Raw genomic sequence first — 26,269 nt, forward strand, 5'->3', positions numbered from 1 at the left:
TTTTAGTAAGACTCGCTACACTGTGCGATCTAAACACCTTAAATGATAGGTGTTGCCTCTTTTGAGGGGCTTTTTTGTTGCTGCTTGTCCCTTTTTGTTCCACTCTGTTTTGAGACGATTGAAATTTAAGGCTTTCAGGGAATGAAAAAGGTATTCATGGTGTTCGGCATTGCGTTGGCTATCGCCGTTGCAACTATCGCAGCATTGCTATTAAGCCTGCAAACCCAATACCGCGCGGATGTTACTAACTTTTTTATCAAACATGCGATTGAACAACCTGTGCTCATTGAAGATGTTGAGTACCAGGCGCCTTATCACATCACCTTAATGGGCATTACCCAAAGCCAACCTGAAAAACAAACACCGCTGTATATCGACAAGGTTGACCTTTGGTTCAACTCAGACTCTATTCTTGAAACTAAGCTGGTTTTGGACTCAGTATTGATCAGCGGACTGCAGTTAGAAGCCGACGACCTAGAAACGCTCGCCTCTTTATTTACCCAGCCAAGCATTAAGATCCACCAGCTGGCCATCAACAATCTCGACTTTTCAACCCCAGACTTTAACGCGCGAGGCATCGATCTTCAGATCTCCAACCCAACGTGGAACAACGACAACTCACTTCTACCTTATGGAAAAACCCAACTTTCTGCCTCACAGCTGTATTGGCAAGGCGAAGCGTTCGATAACCTGTTGATTGATCTAGATCTTAAACCAAGTGATAGCACCCTGTATGGCGCTTCGTTTGACTGGCGTGGTGCCAAAATTTCAGGTCAAGCAGAGCAGTATCAGCAAAATTGGTCGTTGGTGAATGTGACCGTCGATGGCTTACGACTCAATCAGAAACAGACCCAAAACCTACTATGCAAAGAGTGGGATGTAGCAGGCATTAAGATCAATCACATCAATAGCTTAGATATTCTGCGTAGCGATGTAGAGTGGCAAGACGGCCACCTCGCAGCTTTTGATGCCTCACTAGAAAATATCCAACTGCCTTTTGAGCTGTGGAAGCAACAGAAAGCCATTTTCTCTCTGCAAGCAGAGGGAGTGACCATTGATGATGACATGTTCATAGAGCCAAGTATCAAGCTCAATTTAGATACGAACCAGATTCTGATTGAAGATTTCTATACTCAATTCCTACAAGGCACTGTTCAACTTAATGGCGAAGTAACCCCTAGCAGCATTCAATTAGCGCAGCTCGACCTGCAAGGCATAAAGTGGATTACGGAAAGCCAAGATAGCCCTCCACCCGCCACTCGCTTGATACCTTGGCTCACGCAGCTCCAGAATGTCGAAATTAGCCGAATTAACATAGAACGCAGCCAACTTATCCAACTCGCACAAAAGCCTTACTGGCAGGTCTCAGGATTACATATCGAGGGGTATCAAGTTCAACTTCTACAAGATAGAAAGCTAGGTCTGTGGCAAGGAAAGCTGATGGCCAGCGCGAATGATGCCAGCTACCAAAACATTATTAGCGCTCAACCAGTGGTTGAGATGAATAGCGAGCAAGGAAAATGGACGCTGACACGCCTATTTGCACCATTAAAGAATGGGTATATTGAAGCGAATGCTACTCTCGACTTTAACCAAATCAGTAAGCCATGGAGCTTAGAGATCTCTGCCGATGGATTACCGATAGCCCCCATGTTACAGCAACTTGAACTACCGCTCGACGCAACCGGTTATGGCGAATTTGAACTTCAAGCTGCGGGTTTATACGGCGATTCATTAATGCTCGGCTATTCCACAACAGGTCAACTCACTGGTAGCGTTCGCCAAGGTGTGATGACCTTTAATGATAAGCTTTCTGAAACATCGACTGATAACGTATTTGAAATCCCAGAGCTCAATGCGAATTTTGACCGTGGACGCTTCACACTTGAACCAGTGCACATTATTGGTGCATCGGCAGCAGAGCAAAGCGAACAAAGGATTCAAACGTTAAATGGCGAAATTTCTGGAGAGCTCGACTTGCTAAAAACCGAGCAACACACTCTCTCTATTTCACTATCCGACCCATGCCACCAAATATCAGGAAAGCTCACCCAAGCTGAGTATTCCGAGATTAACGACTGCCAACAAAAAAGCGCCACTCCACAAGAGTAGCGCCTTCTATCTGTATCTTTATCTGCTAGCCATTGTCAGCTATACGCTTACGTTGGAGTCTGTTGATAATCTCTTTTTGTAGTCAGGGATCAGCATATAGGTTCCCGTAAACTCAACCGCCTCCACGTCGCCACTGTTAATGGTCACGTGAATGATGATACGAGCTTTTCTTCCAGACGCGAGGCGATCTAAATCGCCACTGATCCCATCCAATGACGTGGATGCCACTGGGTTTTGCTCAACTGGATGACGGTAACGAATATTACTATCTGCTAGTACAATATCACCTGTCAACCCACGCTCCTTCATTAGTAACCAAGTCATACCCCAACCGGTTAAGGTCGCCAAGGTAAAGGCTGAGCCAGCAAACATGGTGTTATGAGGGTTAAGGTTTGGATTCAACTGAGCACTACACTCGAACTGATAACCCGTGTATTGGTTAATCTTGATGCCCATCTTGTCACTGATCGGAATCTGATGCTCCCAGCGCTGCTGAAGCTCATTACACCATTCTGGTTTGCGCAGTACATCAGCCATTGGATCAAGAGGTTTTACCATCTGTTGGTGACGCACAGGCCCACGTTGGTCGTTAATCTCACCACGACGCTCAAACTCATTCTTCTCATAGAATGAGATCGCATCTTCACGAGCATTACACACCAAACGCTTCGCACCTTCTTGACGTGCCAGTGACTCTAGCGCAACCAAGATAAGTGAGCCCATGCCTTTGCTTTGGCGAGAGTTCTTCACCGCCATATAGCGAATCTGCCCCTCTAGATCTGGGGTGATATAGAGACGACCAATCGCCATCGGGCGACCTCGACCATCAACAATCATGCGATGGTGACTCATTGGGTCATATTCATCGCGCTCTGAACCGACCGGCATTCGCCAAGGTTCACGGAGCATTTGCCAACGAAAATGGTAATACTTGTTCAGTTGATTTTCGGTGGTCGGGGTTATGAGTTTAAACATGCTTATTCCTTTAAGCCTAAACCTGCAGCCAGAATGTCACTGGGCCATCATTAACCAAAGACACTTTCATGTCGGCTGCGAATCGGCCACGTTCCGTTGGCAACACTGATTCACATTGGTCAGAGAAGTAGTTGTAAAGACGCTCTGCATCTTCTGGGTGAGCACCGCGAGAAAATCCAGCTCGTGTCCCTTTCTTGGTGTCAGCTGGCAAAGTGAATTGAGACACCACGAGTACCTTGCCTTCCACCTGTTTCACGTTGAGATTCATTTTATCGTCTTCATCTCCAAAGACACGATAAGTGGTCACTCGTTCCATCAAACGTTTGGCTTTGGCTTCGTCATCACCTTTTTCTACACCTAACAGAACTAATAAGCCTTGCTCAATCTCACCCACTACTTCGCCATCAACACGGACGGCAGCTTCACTTACTCTCTGGATCAGTGCTATCACTGTTGTTTCCTTGCTCTGTAATTTTGTCTTTATCCGACGAGTGTACCATTTCTTGAGAGTCACTCCACTGTTCCTGCTCGCCCAACGCGGCCGTCACTTCAGCACCCACTAACACAATCAACCAGCACAAATAGACCCAAACAAAAAGAATGGGAATCGCCGCTAATGCGCCATAAATCAACTGGTAAGACGGAAACTGAGTAATGTAAGCTGCAAAGCCTTTCTTGCTGAGTTCGAACAACAGAGCCGCCACTAGAGAGCCAGCTGCCGCATGAGAAAAGTGAATCTTTTTGTTGGGAACCAACAGATACAGACCGAAAAACGCAAAGAATGAGGTAATCAAAGGGAGCTTGCGAATCACGGTATTAAAAGCACTCGACACGACTTCGTTTTGTAACAAGTTTAATGATGTCACATACGACGTTGCAGCAATGCTCGCTCCGATCAAAATAGGCCCAAGTGTTAGCACCATCCAATACATCGAAAAAGACAACACAGCACGTCGCTTTTCCGTTACTCGCCAGATGTAGTTTAGGTTTTTATCAATATTGGAGATCAGCATCAGAGCGGCAATGAATAAGAACACACTGCCCACCGCCGTCATCTTGCCGGTATTAGCAACAAACTCCAGTAAAGCACCATGCACCGCATCCCCGGAAGCGGGAACAAAGTTGGTAATAACGAAGTTTTGAATCACTAAACCAACATCAGCAAAAACTGAAAATGACGACAAAATAGAGAGCAAAACCGTCAACATCGGTACGATCGAGAGCAAAGTAATGTACGCCAAGTACCCTGCATTCACATTAACTCTATCGTGCGTCATCCGCGTAAGAAGATAGCGGGAAAACTGGATGCTTCCTGTAGCTGCCTTTTTTATCTTCAACTTGTAACTCCCTGGTAACTCGTTCATAGTCCTAATTAATATTCCGTTATATTAATCACAGTAAGTAAATGTTCGAAAATAGCGTAGGAAAAAGGCTTGAGAACAAGGAAGAGTTTTTCGATAAGTAGTCATTCTACAATCAAAAATTCTAACGCCGTTATCGAGCATTTTAACAAGCTAGGTTGAGCAGTTATTTACTACGATTGATATTATTTAACTATAGGAAACTAGGATGCCTTATTTAATAGTTATAGTCCTCTCTATTTTTACTCTTACTGGATGCCAATCAGCTTATTACTCCGCCATGGAGCAAGTGGGTTACCACAAGCGTGACATTATGGTTGATAGAGTGGAAGACGCTAAAGAGTCGCAACAGGACGCTCAAGAAGAGTTTACTAGCGCACTTGAAGCTTTGAGTAGCCTAACTAATTTTAGTGGCGGCGACCTTGAAGACATGTACAACAAGATTAATGATAAATACCAAGACAGTGAAAAAGCCGCACAAAATGTCAGTGACCGCATTGCTGCGATTGAAGATGTGTCGGATGCGCTATTTGCAGAATGGCAGGGAGAGTTGGACCTTTACACCAGCGATTCACTGCGTCGTTCAAGTGAGAAAAAGCTGCGTGAAACCAAATCATCTTACCAGACCATGCTTTCAGCGATGAAACGGGCTGAGAAGAAAATGGATCCGGTACTCAACACTCTTCGCGACAACACGCTTTATCTCAAACACAACCTCAATGCGAGTGCCGTTGGTTCATTGCAGGGAGAGTTTATGAGCTTAGAAAAAGACATCGCCTACGCAATAACACAGATGAATGCTGCGATAGCTGAGTCGGATAAGTTCTTAGCACAACTCAACCAAAAATAACGTTTCAGAGACAGGACACGATGAAGCCTATCATTATTACTGGCGGTCCCGGAGCCGGAAAAACAACTCTGATTAACGCCTTGGGTGACATGGGTTACCCAACCTTCGCAGAGTCCTCTCGCCACCTGATAGAACAGCAGAGCCAACTTGAGAACGGTATCTTGCCTTGGTTAGATCTTCCGGGGTTTGCTCACTTGTGCTTAATATTGATGAGTGAGCAAAAAGAGCAAGCGAGGCAGCAACCGGTAGCGTTTCTTGACCGTGCGATTCCAGATATCTGTGGTTACTTAGCTCAGGCGAACCTTGAGATTGATGAGAACTACCGAGAAGCGAGCCAAGACTATCACTCCCAAGTCCTATTCTGCCGCCCTGAAGCTTCTATCTATGTTCAAGATGAAGTGCGCCCTTATCCCTTTGAAGAAGCACTAGAGATTCACTGCGCGTTAGTCAGAGTCTACCAAGAGCTTGGCTATGCGATAGTCGAGGTGCCATTTTTGCCAGTCAAAGAACGGGCTCTATTTGTTAAAAGCCACCTAGGTATCAAAAGCTAACTACCCAACTCAGCCGTTCCTCCCTCTTGAGGATAACGAATACTTGAATGCCCTTCGTATCTCGCATCTCGTTTACTCGAATCTAAACTAACTAAAAAACAAAAGCCCCGAGCAGCTAGGCTACTCGGGGCTTTCTTACTTATTCTAAAACGTATGGCTTGTTAGCTAGAAGCTAACCTGCAGACAATTAGTCTTTAGCAGGGCGAGCAGCACGCTTACGTTCGTTTTCAGTAAGAAGTTTCTTACGGATACGTACGTTTAGTGGCGTTACTTCTACTAGTTCATCTTCATCGATAAACTCAAGAGCTTGCTCTAGAGTGTGCTTGATCGGTGGAGAAAGAACTTGTGCTTCATCAGTACCAGATGCACGAACGTTCGTTAGTTGCTTACCTTTTAGACAGTTTACTGTCAGGTCGTTTGAACGGTTGTGAATACCGATTACTTGACCTTCATAAACTTCATCAGCGTGCTCTGTAAATAGACGACCACGAGCTTGAAGGAAGAACAATGCGTAAGTCAGTGCTTTACCAGTCGCGTTCGAGATTAGAACACCGTTGTTACGTTGACCAATGATACCGCCTTTGTAAGGACCGTAGTGATCGAACGAGTGGTAAATAAGACCAGAACCAGACGTCATTGTAAGGAATTCAGTTTGGAAACCGATAAGACCACGAGAAGGCATCATGAAGTCCATGCGAACACGGCCTTTACCATCTGGTGCCATATCTGTTAGCTCACCCTTACGTAGACCGATGCTTTCCATGATCGCACCTTGGTGCTCTTCAACTACATCGATAGTAACCGTTTCGAACGGTTCCATTTTCTGACCATCTTCTTCTTTGATGATTACTTCTGGACGAGATACTGCTAGCTCGAAACCTTCACGACGCATGTTTTCGATCAGGATAGAAAGGTGAAGTTCACCACGGCCTGATACGCGGAAACGGTCTGGACTTTCAGTTTCTTCAACACGTAGTGCAACGTTATGAACCAATTCTTTTTCAAGACGCTCAAGGATGTTACGTGAAGTTACAAACTTACCTTCTTTACCCGCGAACGGAGAAGTGTTTACTTGGAAAGTCATTGTTACTGTTGGTTCATCAACAGATAGAGGTTCCATTGCTTCAACAGTGTTTACATCACAGATAGTGTCTGAAATTTTCAGCTCACCAAGACCTGTGATTGCAATGATGTCGCCAGCGTTAGCTTGTTCTACTTCGTGACGCTCAAGGCCTAGGTAACCAAGTACAGTACCTACTTTACCGTTACGTTTTTTGCCTTCAGCATTCACGATAGTTACTTGTTGGTTTGGCTTAACAGAACCACGAGTAACACGAGCAACACCGATAACACCTACATAAGAGCTGTAATCAAGTTGCGAAATTTGCATTTGTAGTGGACCGTCAAGGTCAACTGCTGGTGCTTCTACTGTATCAACAACAGCTTGGAACAATGGTTCCATGTTCTCGCCAGTTTCGCCTTCAGTCATTGTTGCCCAACCGTTTAGAGCTGAAGCGTAAACAACGGTGAAGTCTAGTTGCTCATCTGTAGCACCTAGGTTGTCGAAAAGGTCGAATACTTGATCCATAACCCAATCAGGACGAGCGCCTGGGCGGTCAATCTTGTTGATTACAACGATTGGCTTAAGACCGTGTGCGAATGCTTTTTGCGTTACGAAACGAGTTTGAGGCATTGGGCCATCAACTGCGTCAACGATAAGCAGAACAGAATCAACCATAGACATGATACGCTCAACTTCACCACCGAAGTCCGCGTGTCCCGGAGTATCTACGATGTTGATGCGGTAATCATTCCAGTTGATTGCTGTGTTCTTAGCAAGGATTGTAATGCCACGCTCTTTTTCGATGTCATTCGAATCCATGACACGCTCTTCAGCTTCACCACGAGACTCAAGAGTGCCTGACTGTTGTAGTAGTTTATCAACCAAAGTCGTTTTACCGTGGTCAACGTGCGCGATGATCGCGATATTTCTTAACTTATCAATCTGTGGAGTAGACATGGATTCTCGATTCACTCATAAAAGTAGCCGTCACTTATCTCAAAAGTTTGGATAATAACCGCTAGCTTGATTTAAAAAACGGTCAATAATATACCAGATTCTAGACAAAAACCCAGAAATATGTGATCTGAACCAAGGCTTTTTTCTTTATTAGCGATTCATATCCGCTTAACTTTGGTTCCGTACAGTGTCTAGTCGACTAATTCGTAGGGTTATCGAAAAGTATCACCCGCGAAGTGGGCAACCAAATCTCAGGTAAAATAACAAAAGTGGATTGACAACTTAGGCAATTCATTGCTGAATGGTGTTCGCTTATGTCTCATATTGGTGCACAGATAAATAGTTGCACCAATATCGTGCAACCAAAGATCATTTTGGTGCAAAAGTCAGAGTTCGCAAATCAAGAAAACAAGTAAATCATTGAAATTAATGGAATAATTTTTTTGGCACGTTTTTGGCTATAGATAAATCAGCATCGATTAATGCACGTACAGACATTAATTAATGCTGGTTTCAACCGAATCGAGCTAATACCGAATTAATAACACTGGAGGTTATCCAAGATGTCAGTAGAAAATGTACTATCCCTGATCCAAGAGAACGAAGTTAAATTTATCGACTTACGTTTTACTGATACAAAAGGTAAAGAGCAGCACATCTCTATTCCTTCTCACCAAGTTGATGCAGACTTCTTCGAAGAAGGCAAAATGTTTGACGGCTCTTCAGTAGCTGGTTGGAAAGGCATTAATGAATCTGACATGGTAATGATGCCAGACGCAGCTTCTGCTGTACTGGACCCATTCACAGAAGATGCAACGCTTAACATCCGTTGTGACATCCTTGAGCCTGCAACAATGCAAGGCTACGACCGAGACCCACGCTCTATCGCTAAACGTTCTGAAGAATACCTACGTTCTACGGGTATCGCAGACACAGTTCTAGTGGGTCCAGAGCCAGAATTCTTCCTATTCGATGACGTTAAGTTCTCAAACGACATGTCTGGTTCTTTCTTCAAAATTGATGATGTAGAAGCAGCTTGGAACACAGGTTCTGACATCGAAGGCGGTAACAAAGGTCACCGTCCTGGCGTTAAAGGCGGTTACTTCCCAGTAGCTCCTGTCGATTCATCTCAAGATATCCGTTCAGCAATGTGTCTAGTAATGGAAGAGATGGGCCTAGTTGTTGAAGCTCACCACCACGAAGTTGCAACTGCGGGTCAAAACGAAATCGCAACTCGCTTCAACACGCTAACAACAAAAGCGGATGAGACTCAAATCTACAAGTACGTTGTACACAACGTTGCGCACGCATTTGGCAAAACAGCGACATTCATGCCTAAGCCACTAGTTGGTGACAACGGTTCTGGCATGCACGTTCACATGTCATTGAACAAAGATGGACAAAACTTGTTTGCTGGTGATAAGTACGGCGGCCTATCTGAAATGGCTCTTTACTACATCGGTGGTGTAATCAAGCACGCTCGCGCAATCAACGCATTTGCTAACCCATCAACGAACTCATACAAGCGTCTTGTACCTGGTTTCGAAGCACCTGTAATGCTTGCTTACTCAGCACGTAACCGTTCTGCTTCTATCCGTATCCCAGTAGTACCAAGCCCGAAAGCACGTCGTATCGAGCTACGTTTTGGTGACCCAGCAGCTAACCCATACCTATGCTACTCAGCAATGCTTATGGCTGGCCTTGACGGTATTAAGAACAAGATCCACCCTGGCGAAGCTATGGATAAAGATCTATACGACCTTCCTGCAGAAGAAGCAGCTGAAATCCCAACAGTTGCAGAATCTCTACAAGGTGCTCTAGCAGCACTTAACGAAGACCGTGAGTTCCTAACTGCTGGTGGCGTATTCTCTGACGACTTCATCGATTCTTACATCACACTGAAATCTGACGACGTACAGCGCGTGAACATGGCTACACACCCACTTGAGTTTGAACTGTACTACTCAGTTTAATCCTTAGTCGGTTAGCATGTAATTCTTACTGCAGTAAAAGCTATTGCAACATGTAAGAAGCACTAAAAAATATTAGGCTCGCCTCGCAGGCGGGCCTTTTTTCTATTCTCCCTCCCCCTGCTTCCTCGTACCATATCTTAAACAAAGCCCTTAGAGGCTGTTGCTATAAATACAATAAAATCAATAACAAAACTAACGTCAAACGTGAAAACACCTAACGATGGAAAGAGGCTAACGATATGAAAAACATACTGTTCCTAATCGGATTAACAGTCGCATTCTCGTGCTCTGCTCAAACGGTGTACACCTGGGAAGATGAGGATGGTGTGCTTCACTTTAGTGATACCCCTACCGATCAAGGTGCGGAGGCTCTTCGTCTACCTGACGTACAAGCTTCCGCGCCAGCCCCTAAATTTGAGGCCTCAACGCCTGTTGACGCTGCAGATCCCTCTACAGCTAAAACGGCAACACCAGCTCAAGCTCAGGAAAAAACGGATAACACGAAACGAGAGGTACCCGCTCAGTTAGCCCTCAGCATGCTGACTCCAGTTCATGATCAAACCATCCGCAGCAACCGTGGCTTAATCCCAATAAAAATAGAACTCAACCGCAAGCTTGGTATTGGAGAGCAGTTGCAATTGATGCTCGATGGTCGTCGTTATGGCGCTCCACAAACCCAACCTAATTGGGAATTGAAAGGTATCGATCGAGGCACTCACACCATTGCAATTCAAGCACATAGAAGCGGCAAGCTTATTGCATCTACTAGTCCAGTCACCGTGTATTTACATCGAGCGACGCTCAAGTAAGCCAATGTGTTAAAAGAGGCCAAATTACCTCTATTTTTCACCTGATCGAAGCAGCTTTCAGCGACTCTAATGAATTATCTTTAGCTTCTGGTTGATATGCGCCATACTTGAACTTAGCTTCGCACCAACTTGGTGCGGTGAGAAAAACACCAGTTCAAGGACGAAATAGTGAATCGATCAGCCAAAAGCGACAGCATAGATACACATCATCTTTCCAGCGCCATTCTCGACAATATGGTGACCTCAACATTGATGCTCGATGAGCAACTGTATGTTCGATATGCCAACCCGGCGGCTGAACAACTCTTTTCGCAAAGTGCACGACGTATCGTTGATCACCCTCTGAGCCAACTTATCCAGCACGCCTCACTGGATTTAGCGCTGTTGACTCAACCGCTACAAAGTGGCCAAAGCATTACCGACAGTGACGTTACTTTTGTGGTTGATAACCGCCCACTAATGCTTGAGGTAACAGTGAGCCCAATATCTTGGCAGCGAGAAACGCTGTTATTGGTTGAGATGCGCAAGATAGACCAACAAAGACGCCTCAGCCAAGAGCTCAACCAACACGCACAACAACAAGCGGCTAAACTATTGGTACGCGGATTAGCCCATGAGATTAAGAATCCATTGGGCGGATTAAGAGGAGCCGCGCAGCTACTTGGTAAAATGCTCCCTGATCAGTCCCTTAATGAATATACGCAGATCATTATTGAACAAGCCGACCGCCTGAGAGCTTTGGTCGATCGCCTGCTTGGCCCACAGAAACCGGGGACCAAATCGGAAGAGAACCTTCACCAAATACTTGAAAAAGTAAGGCAACTCGTCGAGCTAGAATCAGGTTCAACACTCGTCATCGAACGAGACTACGACCCGAGCCTACCGGACATCTTGATGGATTCAGCACAGGTAGAACAAGCGATGCTCAATATAGTGAGCAACGCAGCTCAGATTCTGAAAGCTCAAGAATCAGGAAAAATCACCATTCGCACCAGAACGGTGCATCAAGCAAACATTCATGGTCAGCGACACAAACTCGCCGCTCGCATTGAGATCTGCGACAACGGCCCGGGTATCCCCGATGAATTGAAAGACACCCTGTTTTACCCAATGGTCAGCGGACGAGAAGGAGGCACAGGGCTAGGGCTATCGATATCTCAAAACCTGATCGATCAGCACAATGGGAAAATTGATGTTGAAAGCTGGCCGGGTAACACCACATTCACGATTTACTTACCGATTTAGGTCACAAAGCCTCGCTATTGGACAGTGAGGTGAAGGCTTAACTCTGTATCACAAAGATTAGAGACACCATAAAAACAACAATGATTATCACAATAGATTTGGCTGCAAAGGAATTGAATTATGAGTAAGGGATACGTTTGGGTCGTCGATGACGACAGCTCTATCCGCTGGGTAGTAGAGAAAACACTTTCATCTGCGGATATAAAGTGTGAAACATTTGCTGATGCAGAGAGCGTATTACTTGCTCTTGAGCGCGAGACACCAGACGTTTTGGTGTCCGACATTCGCATGCCCGGCATTGACGGTATTGAGCTTTTGCATCAGGTTCATCAACGCTCTCCCGACCTGCCAGTGATCATTATGACCGCGCACTCAGACCTTGATGCTGCGGTCAATGCTTATCAAAAAGGCGCTTTTGAGTATCTGCCTAAGCCGTTCGATATCGATGAGACACTGACTTTAGTAGAACGAGCAATCGCCCACAGCCAAGAGCAAAAGCGAGAACAGGCGAGTGAAGCAGTAGAAGACACCAACGCGCCAGAAATCATTGGCGAAGCGCCTGCGATGCAGGAAGTCTTCCGCGCCATTGGTCGTTTGTCTCGGTCATCCATTTCCGTACTGATCAATGGTGAGTCAGGTACAGGTAAAGAACTAGTCGCACACGCCTTACATCGTCACAGCCCAAGAGCGAAAAAGCCCTTTATCGCCCTGAACATGGCTGCGATTCCCAAAGATCTCATCGAGTCAGAACTGTTTGGCCACGAAAAAGGCGCCTTTACCGGTGCTAACAGTGTTCGCCAAGGACGCTTCGAGCAAGCCAACGGGGGTACTCTGTTTCTTGATGAGATTGGCGACATGCCACTCGATATTCAGACTCGACTACTGCGCGTGCTGTCTGATGGCCAGTTTTATCGCGTAGGTGGACATTCTGCGGTCAAGGTCGATGTTCGTATCGTTGCCGCAACCCACCAAGATCTTGAGCGCTTAGTACATGACGGTGGTTTCCGTGAAGACCTTTTCCATCGACTCAACGTTATCCGAATCCATATTCCGGCACTGCGCGAACGTAAACAGGACATTGAAAAGCTGACTCACCACTTCCTAGCATCAGCCGCTGAAGAGCTTGGTGTAGAAGTGAAGACACTACACCCAGAGACCATTCTGAAGCTCAATCAGCTCAATTGGCCGGGAAACGTGCGTCAGCTTGAGAACATTTGTCGTTGGTTAACAGTAATGGCAAGTGGTAGTGAAATACTTCCTTCGGATCTGCCTCCTGAGTTGTTAGAAGAGAAGGTTGTGATCAGCGAAGGTACTGATGGTAATTGGCAACAACTGCTGGCTAATTGGGCCAAGAGTGCGCTTGATTCCGGCGAAAAAGAGCTGCTGACTTATGCTCTACCCGAGTTTGAACGTATATTATTAGAGGCCGCACTCAACCATACTAATGGCCATAAACAAGATGCAGCGAAAGTTTTAGGATGGGGAAGAAATACCCTGACTCGTAAACTCAAAGAGTTGTACTGATCCTTATATGCCTCTATATACATATTTTTTAAAGCTAAAAAAGTGTCGCTTGCTTTGAATAGTATCGGTACAATTACAGTACACTATCTATCCAAACTGTAGCTAAAGATGTCTTTGAAAACACAAATTACCTTGAGAACCGCAGTGGTTCTGCCATTCGTGATGATATTTCTCTTCACTATGGGCGTAATGATTTTCACTCAAAAGCAAAGCTACAAGGAGATGGTGAGTGATATTAGTGCGCGCCAACTAACATCACTCACTGATAACGTTCATCAAAGCCTTGCCGATTTTTTAGAAAAGCCATTTCACGCTAACCTTTCACTAAGTCATAACATCGGTTATCACAACCTTTATAAAGAGGGAGATCTTAGTCAGGTTCAAGACTACATCCTTTATAAATTTTCTCGTCATTTCCAAGCTGTTCCCCAACTAGATGTGATTAGTTTTGGCTCTGCAGACGGTAGCTACGTCGGTTTTCGAAAAGAAGTTAACAACGGCTACACTTTGATGGCCCGAGATGACCGAACCCAAGGCCAGCTGGTCATTTATCGTGGCCACACGATTAGCGAAGACATTCGAACCGTGATTTCAGCTTACGACCCAAGAGTTCGCCCTTGGTACACACCTGTCGTAGCACAGAACAAGGCATTATGGTCATCAATTTATGCCAATGCAGATGAACGACAAGAGATCACTTTATCGGCTCTTGCTCCTATCTATAGTGATAACGAGCTCAAAGGTGTCCTTGCCAGCGATATTAAGATCAACACCTTTAATGCTTTTCTCAAGGATCTCAAAGACAAAACGGATGCCTCTGTTTATATTATTGATAAGCAACAGCGCTTAGTCGCTCATTCGGGCGGAGGCAGCGTGGTCTCTTGGGGAACAGGACAAACAGACAAAGGCCAGCGCTTGTTAGCAACAGAGAGTGCTAACGCGGTAATACGTGAAAGTGCCCGTTATGTAGATAAGTTTCATCTAATCGATGATTTAAATGTGCAGCGCTTTAGTTTTAATTTAGATAACGAACGATATTTCAATCAACTTACCCCTTATGAAGATGAGTACGGCATCACTTGGATTATTGGTATGTCGATCCCTGAAAGTAGCCTACTTGGTGAATTACCAAAAAACCAAAGAAACAGCTGGTTACTCGGTCTAACGCTCAGTTGCATTGGTATTATCGCTGGATTAATTGCCTTTAATCGCGTAACTCAACCCATCACTTCTACAGCAGGGGCAGCAAAGCGTCTCGCCAAAGGTGACTGGGATACGAGCATGCCAAAAACAGGCAATATCTATGAAATTAGCATGTTAACTGCGTCATTTAATGAGATGACCAACAATTTAAAGGCTTCTTTTCAGGCGTTACAGGCTCAACTTACCTATGACTCATTAACTAAACTGTATAGTCGTGAAGGCTTTATTGATACAGCCAAGAAAAACCCTGAAAACGAAAAAGGTACACTTTACTTAATTGGTATTGACCGCTTTCGAGATATTAATGATAGCCTCGGCCATTTCAATGGTGACCAACTACTTATCATTGCGGCTGCTCGTTTAAGAGGTACGCTGCCATCGAACTTCCTGTTAGCTCGAACTGGCGGGGATGAATTTGCGATTTACGCTCCTAACATCAATCAAATAGATGATGTCCAGCTACTGACGAGCCGCTTACTTCGAATCTTTACCTCCCCATTTGCCATGGAATCAGAAAGCGTGGTCATCAAAGTATCAATGGGGGTCGTGAATGTCTCGAACGTCAACGACATTACACTGCTGCTACGCAACAGCAGTATAGCCTTGAGCAACGCAAAGCAAGACAAAACCAGTGTCAGTATTTACAACCCAGAAATGGGCAAAGCATCGAGATATCGTACCAAGATGCTGGCACGTCTTAACAAGGCAATTGATCTTCAGCAGTTCGAGCCTTTCTATCAGCCTATAATCGACCTTGAATCTGGAGCTACCATAGGTGCCGAGGCTTTGGCTCGTTGGGTAACGGACGAGGGTATAATCTCACCTTTGGAGTTCATTCCTTTAGCAGAAGAAACAGGATTGATCTACGACATTGGTAAGCAGATTTTGCACAAGTCATGTCGAGATACCGCAATCGCGATTGAGTCTGGAAAATGGAATAAAGACTTCTCTATTCACGTTAACCTATCTGTCGACCAACTGAGTGAAAGCGGATTCATTGAATTGGTTAAAAGCACGCTGCGTGACACCAAATTACCAGCCCAAAACCTGACGCTAGAGATCACTGAATCACGCATCGTCGACAATGACCAAACCATCATCGATAATATGCTGACGCTAAAAGCACTAGGTATCTCGATTGCAATTGATGACTTTGGTACCGGCTATTCGTCACTGGCTTACTTACACAAACTGCCATTTGATTGCTTAAAGATCGATCGCAGCTTCGTCAGTAAGTTGGAAAAAGAGAACCTAGACAGCTCCATCGTCGCGGCCATCGTCAACATCACCAAGGGTTTCAAAGTAAGTTTGGTAGCAGAAGGCGTTGAAACACAACAACAAGCTGAACTACTCAAGCAGCTTCAATGTCCGTTAGCTCAAGGGTTCTTATACAGTCGTCCAGTTCCGTTTGACCAATGGCCTACCGACCTCGGCACCAAGCAAAATGCCAAGTTTAAAACGAATAACGAAATCGAACAAAACGCAGAGGCCAAACAGAGCACCAAAGAGAACCTCGCCTAAATCAGGCACAAATCGAATGAGTCAGATACAAAAATGCCAGCATGATGCTGGCATTTTTTATGTTTCTATTCTCTATCGATTTATTAGATGACGCGAGAGAATTGCTGTTGGCGAGCCTTGGCACGTAGGTATTTATCAAAACACATACAGATGTTACGGATCAGCAAACGGCCACGCAAAGTCACGCGGATTTCTTTGTCATCGACTTCAACCAACTCATCGTTGATAAAGGTTTGTAGAAGCTCTAAATCTTCTTTGAAGTAGCGATTAAAGTTAACCGAGAACTCAGATTCGATCATTGTTTTATCAAGCTTGAAGTTACAAATCAGCTGCTTGATCACTTCACGACGTAGAAGGTCGTCACTGTCTAGAGCAACACCTTTCCAAAGTGCATGACGCAGGTCATTCACCTGAGCGTAGTACTTCTTCAGCTCTTTCTGATTTTGTGCGTAAGCATCACCAACCATAGAAATCGCAGAAACACCGAAGCCAATTAAGTCAGCTTCACCTTGGGTCGTGTAGCCTTGGAAGTTACGATGCAGAATACCTTCACGTTGTGCTACGGCTAGCTCATCTTCAGGTAGTGCGAAGTGATCCATACCAATGAACTGGTAACCCGCACCGGTTAGCGTCTCGATAGTATCTTGTAAGATAGCCATCTTCTCTTTCGCTTCAGGTAGGTCTTCATCTTTTATCTTACGCTGCGCAGCAAACAGTTGCGGCATGTGTGCGTAGTTAAATACAGATAAACGGCCCGGCTTCATTTCTAACACTTGCTTCAATGTTTCAGCGAACAAAGCTTGAGTCTGCTTTGGTAGGCCGTAGATCAAATCCAGGTTAGTTGAACGGAAGCCTAGCTCTGTCGCACGTTGAACCATTGCAATAATGAACTCTTCATCTTGCTCACGGTTAACCAGCTTCTGTACTTCTTTATTAAAGTCTTGCACGCCAATGCTCAGGCGGTTGAAGCCTTCATTTCGAAGGTGGTCAAGTACGTCTAGCTCAATCTCACGCGGGTCAACTTCAATACTGATTTCAGCGTCAGCGGTGAAGTTAAACTCTTCACGCAAAATGCCCATCAAACGAGTGATTTGTGTTTTGGTCAAGAACGTTGGTGTACCACCACCGAAGTGCAGTTGAGTCACTTTACGGCCATTCAATAAAGAGGCGCGCTGGCGGATTTCATGTTCAATCACATCCAAGTACTCATCCGCTTTATGCGAGTGACGAGTAATGACTTTATTACAACCACAGTAGTAACAAAGCTTGTGACAAAATGGGATATGCACGTAAAGAGAGAGTGGACGATCAGGATATTGAGTACACGCCATGTCGTAATCAGCGACAGTAAACGCTTCATGAAACTCCAACGCAGTTGGGTATGAGGTGTAACGAGGTCCCGAATAGTTGTACTTGTTTAAGATTTCTTGATCCCAAACGATTTGCTGATTCGTTGTTACTGGCTTGCTCGACATAGCGGTACTTCCAATTTAGATCCGCGAGAACCTAAGGTCTCTCAAATCATTTTACATACATTAAAATATAGACGGGTTATTTTGCCACACGACCAGTAAGGTCGTTCCAAGACAAAATCAATTTTTCAGACAAAAACTCAGAACTGCTAGCTTGATCACTAACAAAGCGTCGGAATTAACGAGACGCAAAAGGTAAGAAAGCTCATTTAACATTGTCTATTAAAAAGCAAGACGACTTAAAAACAATATGCCTTTAAGGCAAAGTGTCTTAAAGGCATAGGTATTAAAAGCAGCACGTCTTAAAAATAGAGTATTAAACAAGCCTCTACATTAAATAGTCTTAGTGACTAGATCATCTGAATGTTGATTTGGTTGTTGAGAGGCTTAACCTTCTCCTGCAACCTTTTCAAATCTTCGATGACCGCATCATTCAAGCGAGTCTCTGCCTTATGGCGCGTGAGATTCTGCTGCATGCGATCTTTCTTCGTCAGTTCCTGTCTTGCATCTCCGCGAGCCATATCTTTTACGATATGGTACAGCTCAGAAAGAGCAGGATATTCAGAATCAAAATCAACACGCTCATCACTCTGAACGTTATCCATAATGATACACACTCGAATACTGATCTCAGGTAAGTCACACTGGCCTTGAATACCCGCTAAGCATAAAGTATTTACGTTTTCGTAAATCGTCGCGTTACGTTTTTCAATGGCAAGTGCTTGATGCTGCTTTTGCAACTCCGTCTGCTTCTTCACTTGAAGTAGAAGGTAACCTGCGTAAGAGCCCAAGCCGAGAATGATAATTCCACCAGCAATTGCTAATAAGGTTACGTTCATTGGCTATTAACCTTTAAAGCTGTCTAAGTCGAAATCTTCGAATTGAGATAGCAAGTCTTCGTCAGAGCTTGCTTTCTTCTTAGAGGCAACAGGTGCTTCTTCGAAGATCTCTTCTTCATCGTCTTCTGGCTCTAGCAGACCTAAGCGGCCCATTAGGTGTTCGATACGATCAAGTTTCTCATCAACAAACTTCTGCAGACCAGCACCTAGGTTTTCACCATTTTCGATACGATCTAGCAATGTGTTCAGTTGAGCATCATTCTCAAGCATCTCTAACTCTTGTTCGTTAGATAGCTTGCGCTCTTGTTTCGTCGACTTCTTCGCTGGTTCAACAATCAGCGGGATTTTTTTCTTGCTGCCCAAACGAGGGTCGCGAGCTAGTGCAGCTTTACGCTGTTTTGCTTCGCTACCATCAGAGTGACGGCTGCCAGACTTAAGGCCTTTACGCTTTTTAACACGCTTACGTTCACGACCTTCAACATCAGATTCACTACGGTTACGAGTAACCATAGGTTCCGGAGCGCCAAGTGCTCCCGGTTTTCTTGATTTCTTACTACGACCCATTACTGCACTTTCCTCAGTAAAATTACATCATTTCCAAAAAATTCTAGTTCGAGCTTATCCCGCTCTGCCAAAAACTGGAATGTTTGACGACTAAAGAAGACGACATGTGTCGGGTCATTCTTGTAGTGCCAACCAGCAAACGCGTCTACGTCTATTACTAGCTTAGTCATAAGACCAATCCAGCCCTTGGGTTTAACTAAATTCAACCATTGCTGCCACACTTTGTCTGGGTGGTAAAGATGCTCTATCACCTCCGTGGCAGTCATAAAGTCATACGTTTTTTCCAACACAGAAGCTTCTGGGTGGTAATAGATATCGTACAACTCCATGGTGTGTCCGGCTTCTTCTAACATAATAGATAGCGTAGGGCCTGGGCCACAACCAAAATCCAACCCTTGTGAGTTAGATGAAATTTTGTCTGTTAGTGGATCCGCGATGCGAGATAGAAAACGGCGATAGCCTGCATCACTAGGATCGTTCTCATGGAGATCATAGTGTGCTTTTTCTTCTTTTGCTTCTAACCTTTGTTCAGGTTTAACAAATACCAGTTCACATTGCTGACACTGCAGATAGGCTCTGCGTTTGTCTTCAAAATAGTGATTCACGCCTTGGTGATGGCATAAGGGACAAGTATACATAGCACATCCTTAAACAGGGATGCGAAACATACCAGAAACTGAGTTTATAGTGGAGAGGTATTGGGTGTTTTTTCATCAAATCAATAAAAAAAGCGATAGGAAAACCTATCGCTCTCTAAATCTGCCTATATCGGCCAAAATTTGCATACTCAACTTGGTACACAAATCTCCATTTGTTATTGGTGCTTTCCATGCCAAATTTGTTTGTTGTTCATCGTCCTGATGAGTTTTGGCTATCCTTTTCTAACACCTTGTTGCTGGGCTGTCCTAGCCTGATCCGTTTCTGTCTATACCGTTAGACTAGATGACCATCCGTATCTAAGTCAGCTCCTAGCTGATGGCGGCTACTTTACCTTTTTACAAAAAGACTACAAGAGTGCGAGCTCACACTTTTGTACACAATTCGAACAAGCATTGATAAATTAGACATTAACACAAACCGGATATATAAAATCAATACAAAAGAAAACGCCCCAACCATTACTGATCGGGGCGTCTCTTCAATCTCGCTCGAACGTACATTTCATTGCTCTGGCTAAGAGCAAGAAACCGACATATTAGTGTAAACCACCAACGTACTTCGATAAGGTATCAATATCTGCGTCTGTTAACTTTTTAGCTACATCACGCATCATCGCATTCATGTCGTTATTACGGTTACCATCGCGGAATTTCTCAAGTTGAGCCTTGATGTAATCTGCGTGCTGACCTGAAATCTTAGGGAAACCAGAAAGTTCGGTACCATTACCACGAGGGCCGTGACAAGCAATACAAGCCGTTACGCCGCGTTCTGCGTTACCCGCAGTGTAAAGAACCTTACCTTCATCTACTACATTTTCAGGAGTAGAGTTACTAGAGATAGGGAGAGATGCGTAGTATGCCGCTAGGTCAGCCATATCTTCTTCAGATAAAGACATCGCCATTGCACCCATTACAGGTTCATTACGACCTTGCTTACCACCACTAGTCATACCGAGCTTAAGCTCTTTTAACTGCTTCTCTAGGTACTTCTCATGTTGACCAGCCAGCTTAGGGTACTGAGTGATCAGACTGTTGCCGTCAGCACCGTGGCAGGCAACACATGTTTGTGATTTGGCTTTACCAGCTTCAATACTACCTTGAGCCCATACTGAGCAGCTGGCTAAAAGACTCAAAATTAGCGCTAATTTCTTCATGACATTCCATTATAATTATCAAGCTTCCAGTACCACTCTATGTTGCCACTCATGGTACAATAGGCGACCTTATGCCGAGCACGGTTATTTTACACAAATTCACAAAAAAGTAATCAATCGACTACACAAAGTCGAGATGGAGTTAACAGTGAGCGTAAAAATTCATTATCAAAACACGCATTTCATTACCAGTGCACCTGATATTCGTCATTTACCAGAAGACGAAGGGATCGAAATTGCGTTTGCAGGACGCTCCAATGCTGGTAAATCTAGCGCGCTAAATCGCGTTACAAACCAAAAAGGCTTGGCGAAAACCAGTAAAACACCCGGTCGAACTCAGCTAATTAACCTATTTAAGGTAACGGACGGTTGTCATATCGTCGATTTACCAGGATATGGCTTTGCTCAAGTCCCGCTTGAGATGAAGAAAAAATGGCAGAAGTCGCTAGGCGAATACCTACAACGACGTGAAAGCCTGAAAGGTTTAGTGGTATTGATGGATATCCGTCACCCAATGAAAGACCTTGACCAACAAATGATCTACTGGGCTATCGATAGCCGCATCCCAGTACAAGTTTTGTTAACAAAAGCAGACAAACTGAAAAGTGGTGCGCGTAAAGCACAGCTACTGAAAATCCGTAATGATGCGAAATCTTTCGGTGGTGATGTTGCGGTTGATGTCTTCTCTTCAATGAAGGGTATCGGCGTTGATCAACTGCGTGCCAAGATGGATGAGTGGTTTGCCCCAGTGTTTGCTGATCAAATCATTGATGAGCTAGCGGACGAAGAGCACAACGACTCAGAGTAGTTCTTCTATCTATAGCTTTATCTATAATTAGAAGTTAAAGCACTTACAGCAAGTGATTTAGCCTTATTAATACCCTTCCTTATATAGGTGGGGTATTTTTTTGCCAAAAAATTAGTGAGTTAAACCTAAGTCTTGAGAATTAAAGACAAGATTAATCAGTTAGAAACGAGAGAAGTGAACCATACTAAAAGACACATCTAAATAAACAGAACAATGAGAAAGGAATACTCATGTGGAAAACACCATTGGCCATCATTGCACTTATGTTGATCTCACTGACAGGGTTTGCCTCTGAAGCAGAACAAGAACAAGTCCCATTAATCAATGTCGATATGACCTTAGACCTAGATGGTATGGAAAGGTACGCAAAAGACGCGAGTGAGTCTCTTGAGGTGATATCGCAATCTTTGCAGGCGATAGTCAACAACCCCAACCTCAGCAATGACCAACAACAAGCCTTGAATCAAACCGTTGAAAGCATCAATCAGCTTGCGAGCTCCACCAAGACATCACTCAATCAACTCCCACAAGTCTTAGACCAATCTCGACTCGCCTTTAAGAAAACCAGTCAATTACTGCTAGATGATATCCAAACTAAAATCATTATTGCGTTGGCAGCCGTTATCACTGTCATTGTTATCGCGTTGACCGCTATCTATCTACTTATCCTAAAACCCATGCAGCAAACCTTGGTGGAAGCGACCAACAATATCTCTTCTATGGCGCAATCTATCCAGATCACGGCCGAAGCTCTGAAATACAGCACAGAGAAACAACAGGAAATCATGGACTACATTGATCATTCAACCACTCAATGTACTGATAAATAAGACGTAAACGATCAATGTATTATGAGTCACTTGTAAAATAAAAGTTATTTTCAAGAATAAAACAATGCACTTAGAGACGGATTAAAATTACCAATTGCTGATTGAATTCCAGATCTAAGGCAATCAAGTGTTTATCATGCAGCTTGGGGGAAACGTAACAAAAGGCACTAAAAATGGGAGATTTTACGGGGAATAGTAGGTTGGAGATATTTTTCTTTCGCACAAGAAAAAACGCCCCAGTCAAATACTGACTGGGGCGGCTGAATCAGCCTAATCCAATAACGTGAAACAAAAGGTCTGAAAGATAGAACATCTTACCTCTGTACCCTACAAGATTTAATGTACAACAATTGCTCAGAAATGAAAACCATTTTTGTAGTTTTTTTTCATGAACGTTTTATTAAAACACCCAAAACCTTCTTATGACTTAACTTTATTCGAGACAAAAAAAAGCCAGTGTTTGTGCACTGGCTCATACTAATTTACTCAATAAGGTCAAAAACTGATTAGTGGGCTTGATCCCAGTTGTCACCGTGGCCAGCTTCCGCGACAAGCGGTACTTCTAGCTCTGCGGCGGATTCCATCAATTCTTGTACTTTACTTTCAATTTCGGCTAAAGCTGACTCTTCCACTTCGAAGACCAATTCATCGTGTACTTGCATAAGCAGTTTCACACGACCATCGCCTTCCGCTTGAATCCATTCATCAACCAACAGCATCGCTTTCTTAATGATATCTGCTGCTGTGCCCTGCATTGGCGCGTTGATTGCCGCACGTTCAGCAGCCTTACGACGCATGCCATTTCGAGATTGAATCTCAGGAAGGTGCAGACGACGACCGTAAATGGTTTCAACAAAGCCTTGCTCTGAAGCCGCGCTGCGTGTGTCTTCCATATACTGCATCACACCTGGGTAACGCTCAAAGTAAGTATCCATGTAGTGTTGTGCTTCGCCACGAGGAATACCTAGCTGCTTAGCCAAACCAAAAGCACTCATGCCGTAGATAAGACCAAAGTTAACCGCTTTAGCACGACGACGCTGCTCAGTGGTCACACTCTCAATATCAACACCAATGATCTCAGCAGCCGTTGCCGCGTGGATATCTTTGCCTTGTTGGAATGCTTCCAGCAGCGCTTTATCACCCGATAGGTGCGCCATGATACGCAATTCAATTTGAGAGTAATCGACCGCTAGAATCTTCCAACCATGCTGTGCAACGAATGCTTGGCGGATACGACGACCTTCTTCATTACGAATTGGGATGTTCTGTAGGTTTGGATCAGTCGAAGACAAACGGCCCGTCGCGGTCACCGCTTGATGATAAGACGTATGAACACGACCAGTCTCAGCGTTGATCATCTTCGGCAGTTTATCTGTGTACGTCGACTTAAGCTTCGCAAGACCACGATACTCAATGATCAACTTAGGTAACGGGTAATCAAGCGCCAGCTCTTGAAGCACTTCTTCGTTGGTTGAAGGTGCACCTGATGGCGTTTTCTTGATAACTGGCAGACCCATTTTCTCAAACAGGATCGCTTGCAGTTGTTTTGGCGAGTTCATATTGAACTCTTGCTCTGCTATCTCGTAAGCTTTCTGCTCTAGCTCATCCAGACGAACCGCAATCTCTTGCGATTGAGCCCCTAACAACATGTCATCAATGAATACACCTGTGCGTTCAATGCGAGACATCACAGGAATCAGTGGTACTTCGATTTCTTCATAGATGGTTTTTAGCTTTTCATCTTGCTCAATGTTTTCCATCAGGCGGTTATGAAGACGTAATGTCACATCAGCATCTTCTGCAGCGTATGGAGACGCCTCACCCAGTTCAATCTGGTTGAAAGTAAGCTGTTTCTTACCTTTACCTGCGATTTGCTCAAATGAGATGCAGCTGTGCTGAAGGAAACGCAGCGCTAGGCTGTCCATGTCATGCTTGCCACCTACGCTATTGAAAACGTAAGACGCCAACATGGTGTCATGTTTAATACCCTTCATTTCGATACCGTAGCGCGCTAGCACACTCATATCGTATTTCAGGTTTTGACCCACTTTAGCTTGAGCATCATCTTCAAGAATCGGTTTAAGTTGTTCAAGTACCCAATCACGATCCAGCTGTTGAGGTGCATCTAGGTAATCATGAGCAACCGGTACGTAAGCGGCAACGCCTTCTTCAGTCGCGAATGACAGGCCAACCAGGTTCGCAACCATGTAATCAAGGCTGTCTGTCTCAGTATCAAAAGCAAACAATTCAGCTGCTTTAAGCTTTTCTAACCAAACATTGAATGACGCTTCATCTAGAATCGTTTCGTAGTTGCTGCGATCAATCGTCACGGCAGACGTATTCATCTCTACAGTAGACATTGCTGAAGAAGCACTGTTGCGTACCGCACCAGCTCCCGCTGCGGCAGATTTTTCAGCTGCCTCAACCACACCACTGCCACCTTCAAGGAGCTCGTTCAACCAAGATTTGAAAACCAGTTGGCCGTATAGCTTGATCAACTCATCCGTATTTGGTTGCGCTTTTACCAATGATTCAGCCGTCTCTTCAAGCTCAACATCTAGCTTAATTGTTGCAAGCTCGTAGGACATGTCAGCATTGGCTTTATTATCAGCCAGCTTCTTAGCCATCGTCTTCGAACCGCGGAAACCAAGCGCCGCAATATCATCAAGATTCTGATACAACTTTTCGATACTACCAATGCCTTGTAGTAAAGCCGTCGCTGTCTTGTCACCCACACCCGGAACACCAGGGATGTTATCGACTTTATCGCCCATCAGTGCCAAATAATCGATGATCAGTTCTGGCGGGATACCAAACTTCTCAATCACACCTTCGCGATCCATTACCACGTTGGTCATGGTGTTGATCAGAGTAACGTTGTCATCAACTAACTGCGCCATATCTTTATCACCAGTACTGATAAGTACAGGCATCCCCATCGCAGAAGCTTGAGAAGCAAGCGTACCAATCACGTCATCTGCTTCAACGCCAGGAATAGAGATAAGTGGCAAACCCATCGCACGAATCACATTGTGCAATGGTTCTATCTGGCAACGAAGATCGTCAGGCATAGGTGGGCGGTTTGCTTTGTACTCTGGGTACATGTCATCACGGAACGTTTTCCCTTTCGCATCAAAAATAACCGCAATACGATCAGAAGCAAATTGACGCATCATGCTGCGTAGCATGTTAACTACACCATAAACAGCGTTCGTTGGGATATCACCGTTGCTCATGGTGCCAGGGTAAGCATGGAACGCGCGATATAGGTAAGAAGAGCCATCGATCAGAATCAATGGATTATCAGGAATACGAGCCATAATATTTGTGAATCCAGTAAGTACAGAAATTATCTGTTAAGAATGCCACGTCTGTTGGTTGGATTCCATGTTGTCGATCTGTATCCGTTCACTCGGTTGTATTCGTTATAATCGATTTGTTGTTATTTTTTGTTCTTAGACGCAAGCGTTCTGTGGATAACTCTGTTTATATTATTTATCCACCCTGTTGAGAAGTAAGGTTAACAAATCAAAAAACACCAGCAACACACTGAAAATAAAGAATAATTTTACAGATCGAACATATGATCAACGATCTTTTTACGATCCTGCGTTGTGGAAAAGAATGCTGATGGCGTTTTATTCATAAAAAAACGTGCCACTAAATATGCATATTGTTGAATTGGAAGTATAAAAAAAGCGACACCCGAAGATGTCGCCTAGCAAAAACTGGTAAAGCCATTCAAATTGAATACCACAGCTTTACCTAAAAGCTATAAATTACACTGGAAGCAATGTGA

Annotated in this window: 20 protein-coding genes; 10 read left to right on the forward strand and 10 right to left on the reverse strand. The window is 44.4% G+C overall.

Translation table 11 applies throughout. The annotated features are described in order from the left end of the window. Positions 1–141 precede the first annotated feature (141 nt). Entirely contained in the window at positions 142–2,112 is a 1,971-nt protein-coding gene (locus AB6E08_RS10555; protein ID WP_372064266.1) for an AsmA family protein, read from the forward strand. Between the two features lie 39 nt (positions 2,113–2,151). On the opposite strand, the gene AB6E08_RS10560 is transcribed toward AB6E08_RS10555, so the two are convergent. The 3 genes from AB6E08_RS10560 to AB6E08_RS10570 are packed head-to-tail and all read right to left on the reverse strand — an operon-like array spanning position 2,152 to position 4,451. After that, the gene (locus AB6E08_RS10560) at positions 2,152–3,087 is read right to left on the reverse strand and encodes a bifunctional GNAT family N-acetyltransferase/hotdog fold thioesterase (RefSeq protein WP_009848032.1); all 936 of its coding nucleotides are present in this window, start codon (positions 3,085–3,087) and stop codon (positions 2,152–2,154) included. A gap of 16 nt (positions 3,088–3,103) precedes the next feature. After that, positions 3,104–3,538, reverse strand: a complete 435-nt coding sequence (gene dtd, locus AB6E08_RS10565; RefSeq protein WP_004735590.1) for a D-aminoacyl-tRNA deacylase — start codon at positions 3,536–3,538, stop codon at positions 3,104–3,106. Beyond that, positions 3,510–4,451 carry a virulence factor BrkB family protein gene (locus tag AB6E08_RS10570; RefSeq protein ID WP_012603002.1) on the reverse strand — a complete coding sequence of 314 codons (942 nt, stop codon included), beginning with the start codon at positions 4,449–4,451 and terminating at the stop codon, positions 3,510–3,512. The genes dtd and AB6E08_RS10570 overlap by 29 nt, the downstream gene beginning before the upstream one ends. Before the next feature lie 205 nt (positions 4,452–4,656). Between AB6E08_RS10570 and AB6E08_RS10575 the strand changes: the two genes are divergently transcribed. Continuing rightward, positions 4,657–5,298, forward strand: a complete 642-nt coding sequence (locus AB6E08_RS10575; RefSeq protein ID WP_017099568.1) for a DUF2959 domain-containing protein — start codon at positions 4,657–4,659, stop codon at positions 5,296–5,298. Positions 5,299–5,318: 20 nt separating this feature from the next. Then, positions 5,319–5,849 carry an AAA family ATPase gene (locus tag AB6E08_RS10580; RefSeq protein WP_371709444.1) on the forward strand — a complete coding sequence of 177 codons (531 nt, stop codon included), beginning with the start codon at positions 5,319–5,321 and terminating at the stop codon, positions 5,847–5,849. Positions 5,850–6,036: 187 nt separating this feature from the next. Here the strand turns inward: AB6E08_RS10580 and typA are convergent, their stop codons facing one another. Beyond that, the gene (gene typA / locus AB6E08_RS10585; RefSeq protein ID WP_372064269.1) at positions 6,037–7,869 is read right to left on the reverse strand and encodes a translational GTPase TypA; all 1,833 of its coding nucleotides are present in this window, start codon (positions 7,867–7,869) and stop codon (positions 6,037–6,039) included. Between the two features lie 563 nt (positions 7,870–8,432). Here typA and glnA point away from each other — a divergent pair. From glnA to AB6E08_RS10610, 5 genes are all read left to right on the forward strand, one after another. Then, entirely contained in the window at positions 8,433–9,842 is a 1,410-nt protein-coding gene (gene glnA / locus AB6E08_RS10590; RefSeq protein WP_009848037.1) for a glutamate--ammonia ligase, read from the forward strand. Between the two features lie 239 nt (positions 9,843–10,081). After that, a complete protein-coding gene (locus tag AB6E08_RS10595; RefSeq protein WP_135380890.1) occupies positions 10,082–10,651 on the forward strand; it encodes a DUF4124 domain-containing protein in 570 nt (189 codons plus the stop codon). 168 nt (positions 10,652–10,819) lie between these two features. Beyond that, on the forward strand, positions 10,820–11,896 hold the full coding sequence (gene glnL, locus AB6E08_RS10600) for a nitrogen regulation protein NR(II) (RefSeq protein WP_012602997.1): 1,077 nt from the start codon (positions 10,820–10,822) through the stop codon (positions 11,894–11,896). Positions 11,897–12,016: 120 nt separating this feature from the next. Further along, entirely contained in the window at positions 12,017–13,420 is a 1,404-nt protein-coding gene (glnG, locus tag AB6E08_RS10605; protein WP_009848040.1) for a nitrogen regulation protein NR(I), read from the forward strand. A 108-nt stretch (positions 13,421–13,528) separates the two neighbouring features. Continuing rightward, positions 13,529–16,144, forward strand: coding sequence for an EAL domain-containing protein (locus tag AB6E08_RS10610; protein ID WP_372064273.1), 2,616 nt, complete (start codon positions 13,529–13,531; stop codon positions 16,142–16,144). Between the two features lie 83 nt (positions 16,145–16,227). Here AB6E08_RS10610 and hemN read toward each other — a convergent pair whose 3' ends face one another. The 5 genes from hemN to AB6E08_RS10635 all read right to left on the reverse strand — a co-directional run bounded on the left by hemN (position 16,228) and on the right by AB6E08_RS10635 (position 20,832). Next, complete coding sequence (gene hemN, locus AB6E08_RS10615) at positions 16,228–17,619, reverse strand: oxygen-independent coproporphyrinogen III oxidase (protein WP_009848042.1); 1,392 nt, start codon at positions 17,617–17,619, stop codon at positions 16,228–16,230. 347 nt (positions 17,620–17,966) lie between these two features. Beyond that, complete coding sequence (locus AB6E08_RS10620) at positions 17,967–18,455, reverse strand: DUF2489 domain-containing protein (RefSeq protein ID WP_372064275.1); 489 nt, start codon at positions 18,453–18,455, stop codon at positions 17,967–17,969. Positions 18,456–18,461: 6 nt separating this feature from the next. Then, a complete protein-coding gene (gene yihI, locus AB6E08_RS10625) occupies positions 18,462–19,019 on the reverse strand; it encodes a Der GTPase-activating protein YihI (protein ID WP_004735577.1) in 558 nt (185 codons plus the stop codon). Next, a complete protein-coding gene (locus AB6E08_RS10630) occupies positions 19,019–19,657 on the reverse strand; it encodes a class I SAM-dependent methyltransferase (RefSeq protein WP_012602994.1) in 639 nt (212 codons plus the stop codon). The genes yihI and AB6E08_RS10630 overlap by 1 nt, the downstream gene beginning before the upstream one ends. 557 nt (positions 19,658–20,214) lie before the next feature. Then, positions 20,215–20,832: a cytochrome c gene (locus tag AB6E08_RS10635; RefSeq protein ID WP_372064277.1), complete on the reverse strand. Its 618-nt coding sequence runs from the start codon at positions 20,830–20,832 to the stop codon at positions 20,215–20,217. A 148-nt stretch (positions 20,833–20,980) separates the two neighbouring features. Between AB6E08_RS10635 and yihA the strand changes: the two genes are divergently transcribed. Then, positions 20,981–21,640, forward strand: coding sequence for a ribosome biogenesis GTP-binding protein YihA/YsxC (gene yihA, locus AB6E08_RS10640; protein ID WP_004735573.1), 660 nt, complete (start codon positions 20,981–20,983; stop codon positions 21,638–21,640). Between the two features lie 230 nt (positions 21,641–21,870). Next, complete coding sequence (locus tag AB6E08_RS10645; RefSeq protein ID WP_372064280.1) at positions 21,871–22,470, forward strand: GTP-binding protein; 600 nt, start codon at positions 21,871–21,873, stop codon at positions 22,468–22,470. Positions 22,471–22,976: 506 nt separating this feature from the next. Here AB6E08_RS10645 and polA read toward each other — a convergent pair. Then, positions 22,977–25,790: a DNA polymerase I gene (polA, locus tag AB6E08_RS10650; RefSeq protein WP_372064282.1), complete on the reverse strand. Its 2,814-nt coding sequence runs from the start codon at positions 25,788–25,790 to the stop codon at positions 22,977–22,979. Positions 25,791–26,269: the final 479 nt, after the last annotated feature.

The organism is Vibrio sp. 10N.247.310.24 (assembly GCF_041467175.1).
Classification (GTDB): Bacteria; Pseudomonadota; Gammaproteobacteria; order Enterobacterales; family Vibrionaceae; genus Vibrio; species Vibrio tasmaniensis_A.

Excerpts from the sequence above, each read along its gene's own strand:
- AB6E08_RS10555 (WP_372064266.1), top strand. The coding sequence starts at position 142 with ATGAAAAAGGTATTCATGGTGTTCGGCATTGCGTTGGCTATCGCCGTT.
- AB6E08_RS10560 (WP_009848032.1), bottom strand. The coding sequence starts at position 3,087 with ATGTTTAAACTCATAACCCCGACCACCGAAAATCAACTGAACAAGTAT.
- AB6E08_RS10570 (WP_012603002.1), bottom strand. The coding sequence starts at position 4,451 with ATGAACGAGTTACCAGGGAGTTACAAGTTGAAGATAAAAAAGGCAGCT.
- AB6E08_RS10575 (WP_017099568.1), top strand. The coding sequence starts at position 4,657 with ATGCCTTATTTAATAGTTATAGTCCTCTCTATTTTTACTCTTACTGGA.
- AB6E08_RS10580 (WP_371709444.1), top strand. The coding sequence starts at position 5,319 with ATGAAGCCTATCATTATTACTGGCGGTCCCGGAGCCGGAAAAACAACT.
- typA (WP_372064269.1), bottom strand. The coding sequence starts at position 7,869 with ATGTCTACTCCACAGATTGATAAGTTAAGAAATATCGCGATCATCGCG.
- glnA (WP_009848037.1), top strand. The coding sequence starts at position 8,433 with ATGTCAGTAGAAAATGTACTATCCCTGATCCAAGAGAACGAAGTTAAA.
- AB6E08_RS10595 (WP_135380890.1), top strand. The coding sequence starts at position 10,082 with ATGAAAAACATACTGTTCCTAATCGGATTAACAGTCGCATTCTCGTGC.
- glnG (WP_009848040.1), top strand. The coding sequence starts at position 12,017 with ATGAGTAAGGGATACGTTTGGGTCGTCGATGACGACAGCTCTATCCGC.
- AB6E08_RS10610 (WP_372064273.1), top strand. The coding sequence starts at position 13,529 with ATGTCTTTGAAAACACAAATTACCTTGAGAACCGCAGTGGTTCTGCCA.
- hemN (WP_009848042.1), bottom strand. The coding sequence starts at position 17,619 with ATGTCGAGCAAGCCAGTAACAACGAATCAGCAAATCGTTTGGGATCAA.
- AB6E08_RS10620 (WP_372064275.1), bottom strand. The coding sequence starts at position 18,455 with ATGAACGTAACCTTATTAGCAATTGCTGGTGGAATTATCATTCTCGGC.
- yihI (WP_004735577.1), bottom strand. The coding sequence starts at position 19,019 with ATGGGTCGTAGTAAGAAATCAAGAAAACCGGGAGCACTTGGCGCTCCG.
- AB6E08_RS10630 (WP_012602994.1), bottom strand. The coding sequence starts at position 19,657 with ATGTATACTTGTCCCTTATGCCATCACCAAGGCGTGAATCACTATTTT.
- AB6E08_RS10635 (WP_372064277.1), bottom strand. The coding sequence starts at position 20,832 with ATGAAGAAATTAGCGCTAATTTTGAGTCTTTTAGCCAGCTGCTCAGTA.
- AB6E08_RS10645 (WP_372064280.1), top strand. The coding sequence starts at position 21,871 with ATGTGGAAAACACCATTGGCCATCATTGCACTTATGTTGATCTCACTG.
- polA (WP_372064282.1), bottom strand. The coding sequence starts at position 25,790 with ATGGCTCGTATTCCTGATAATCCATTGATTCTGATCGATGGCTCTTCT.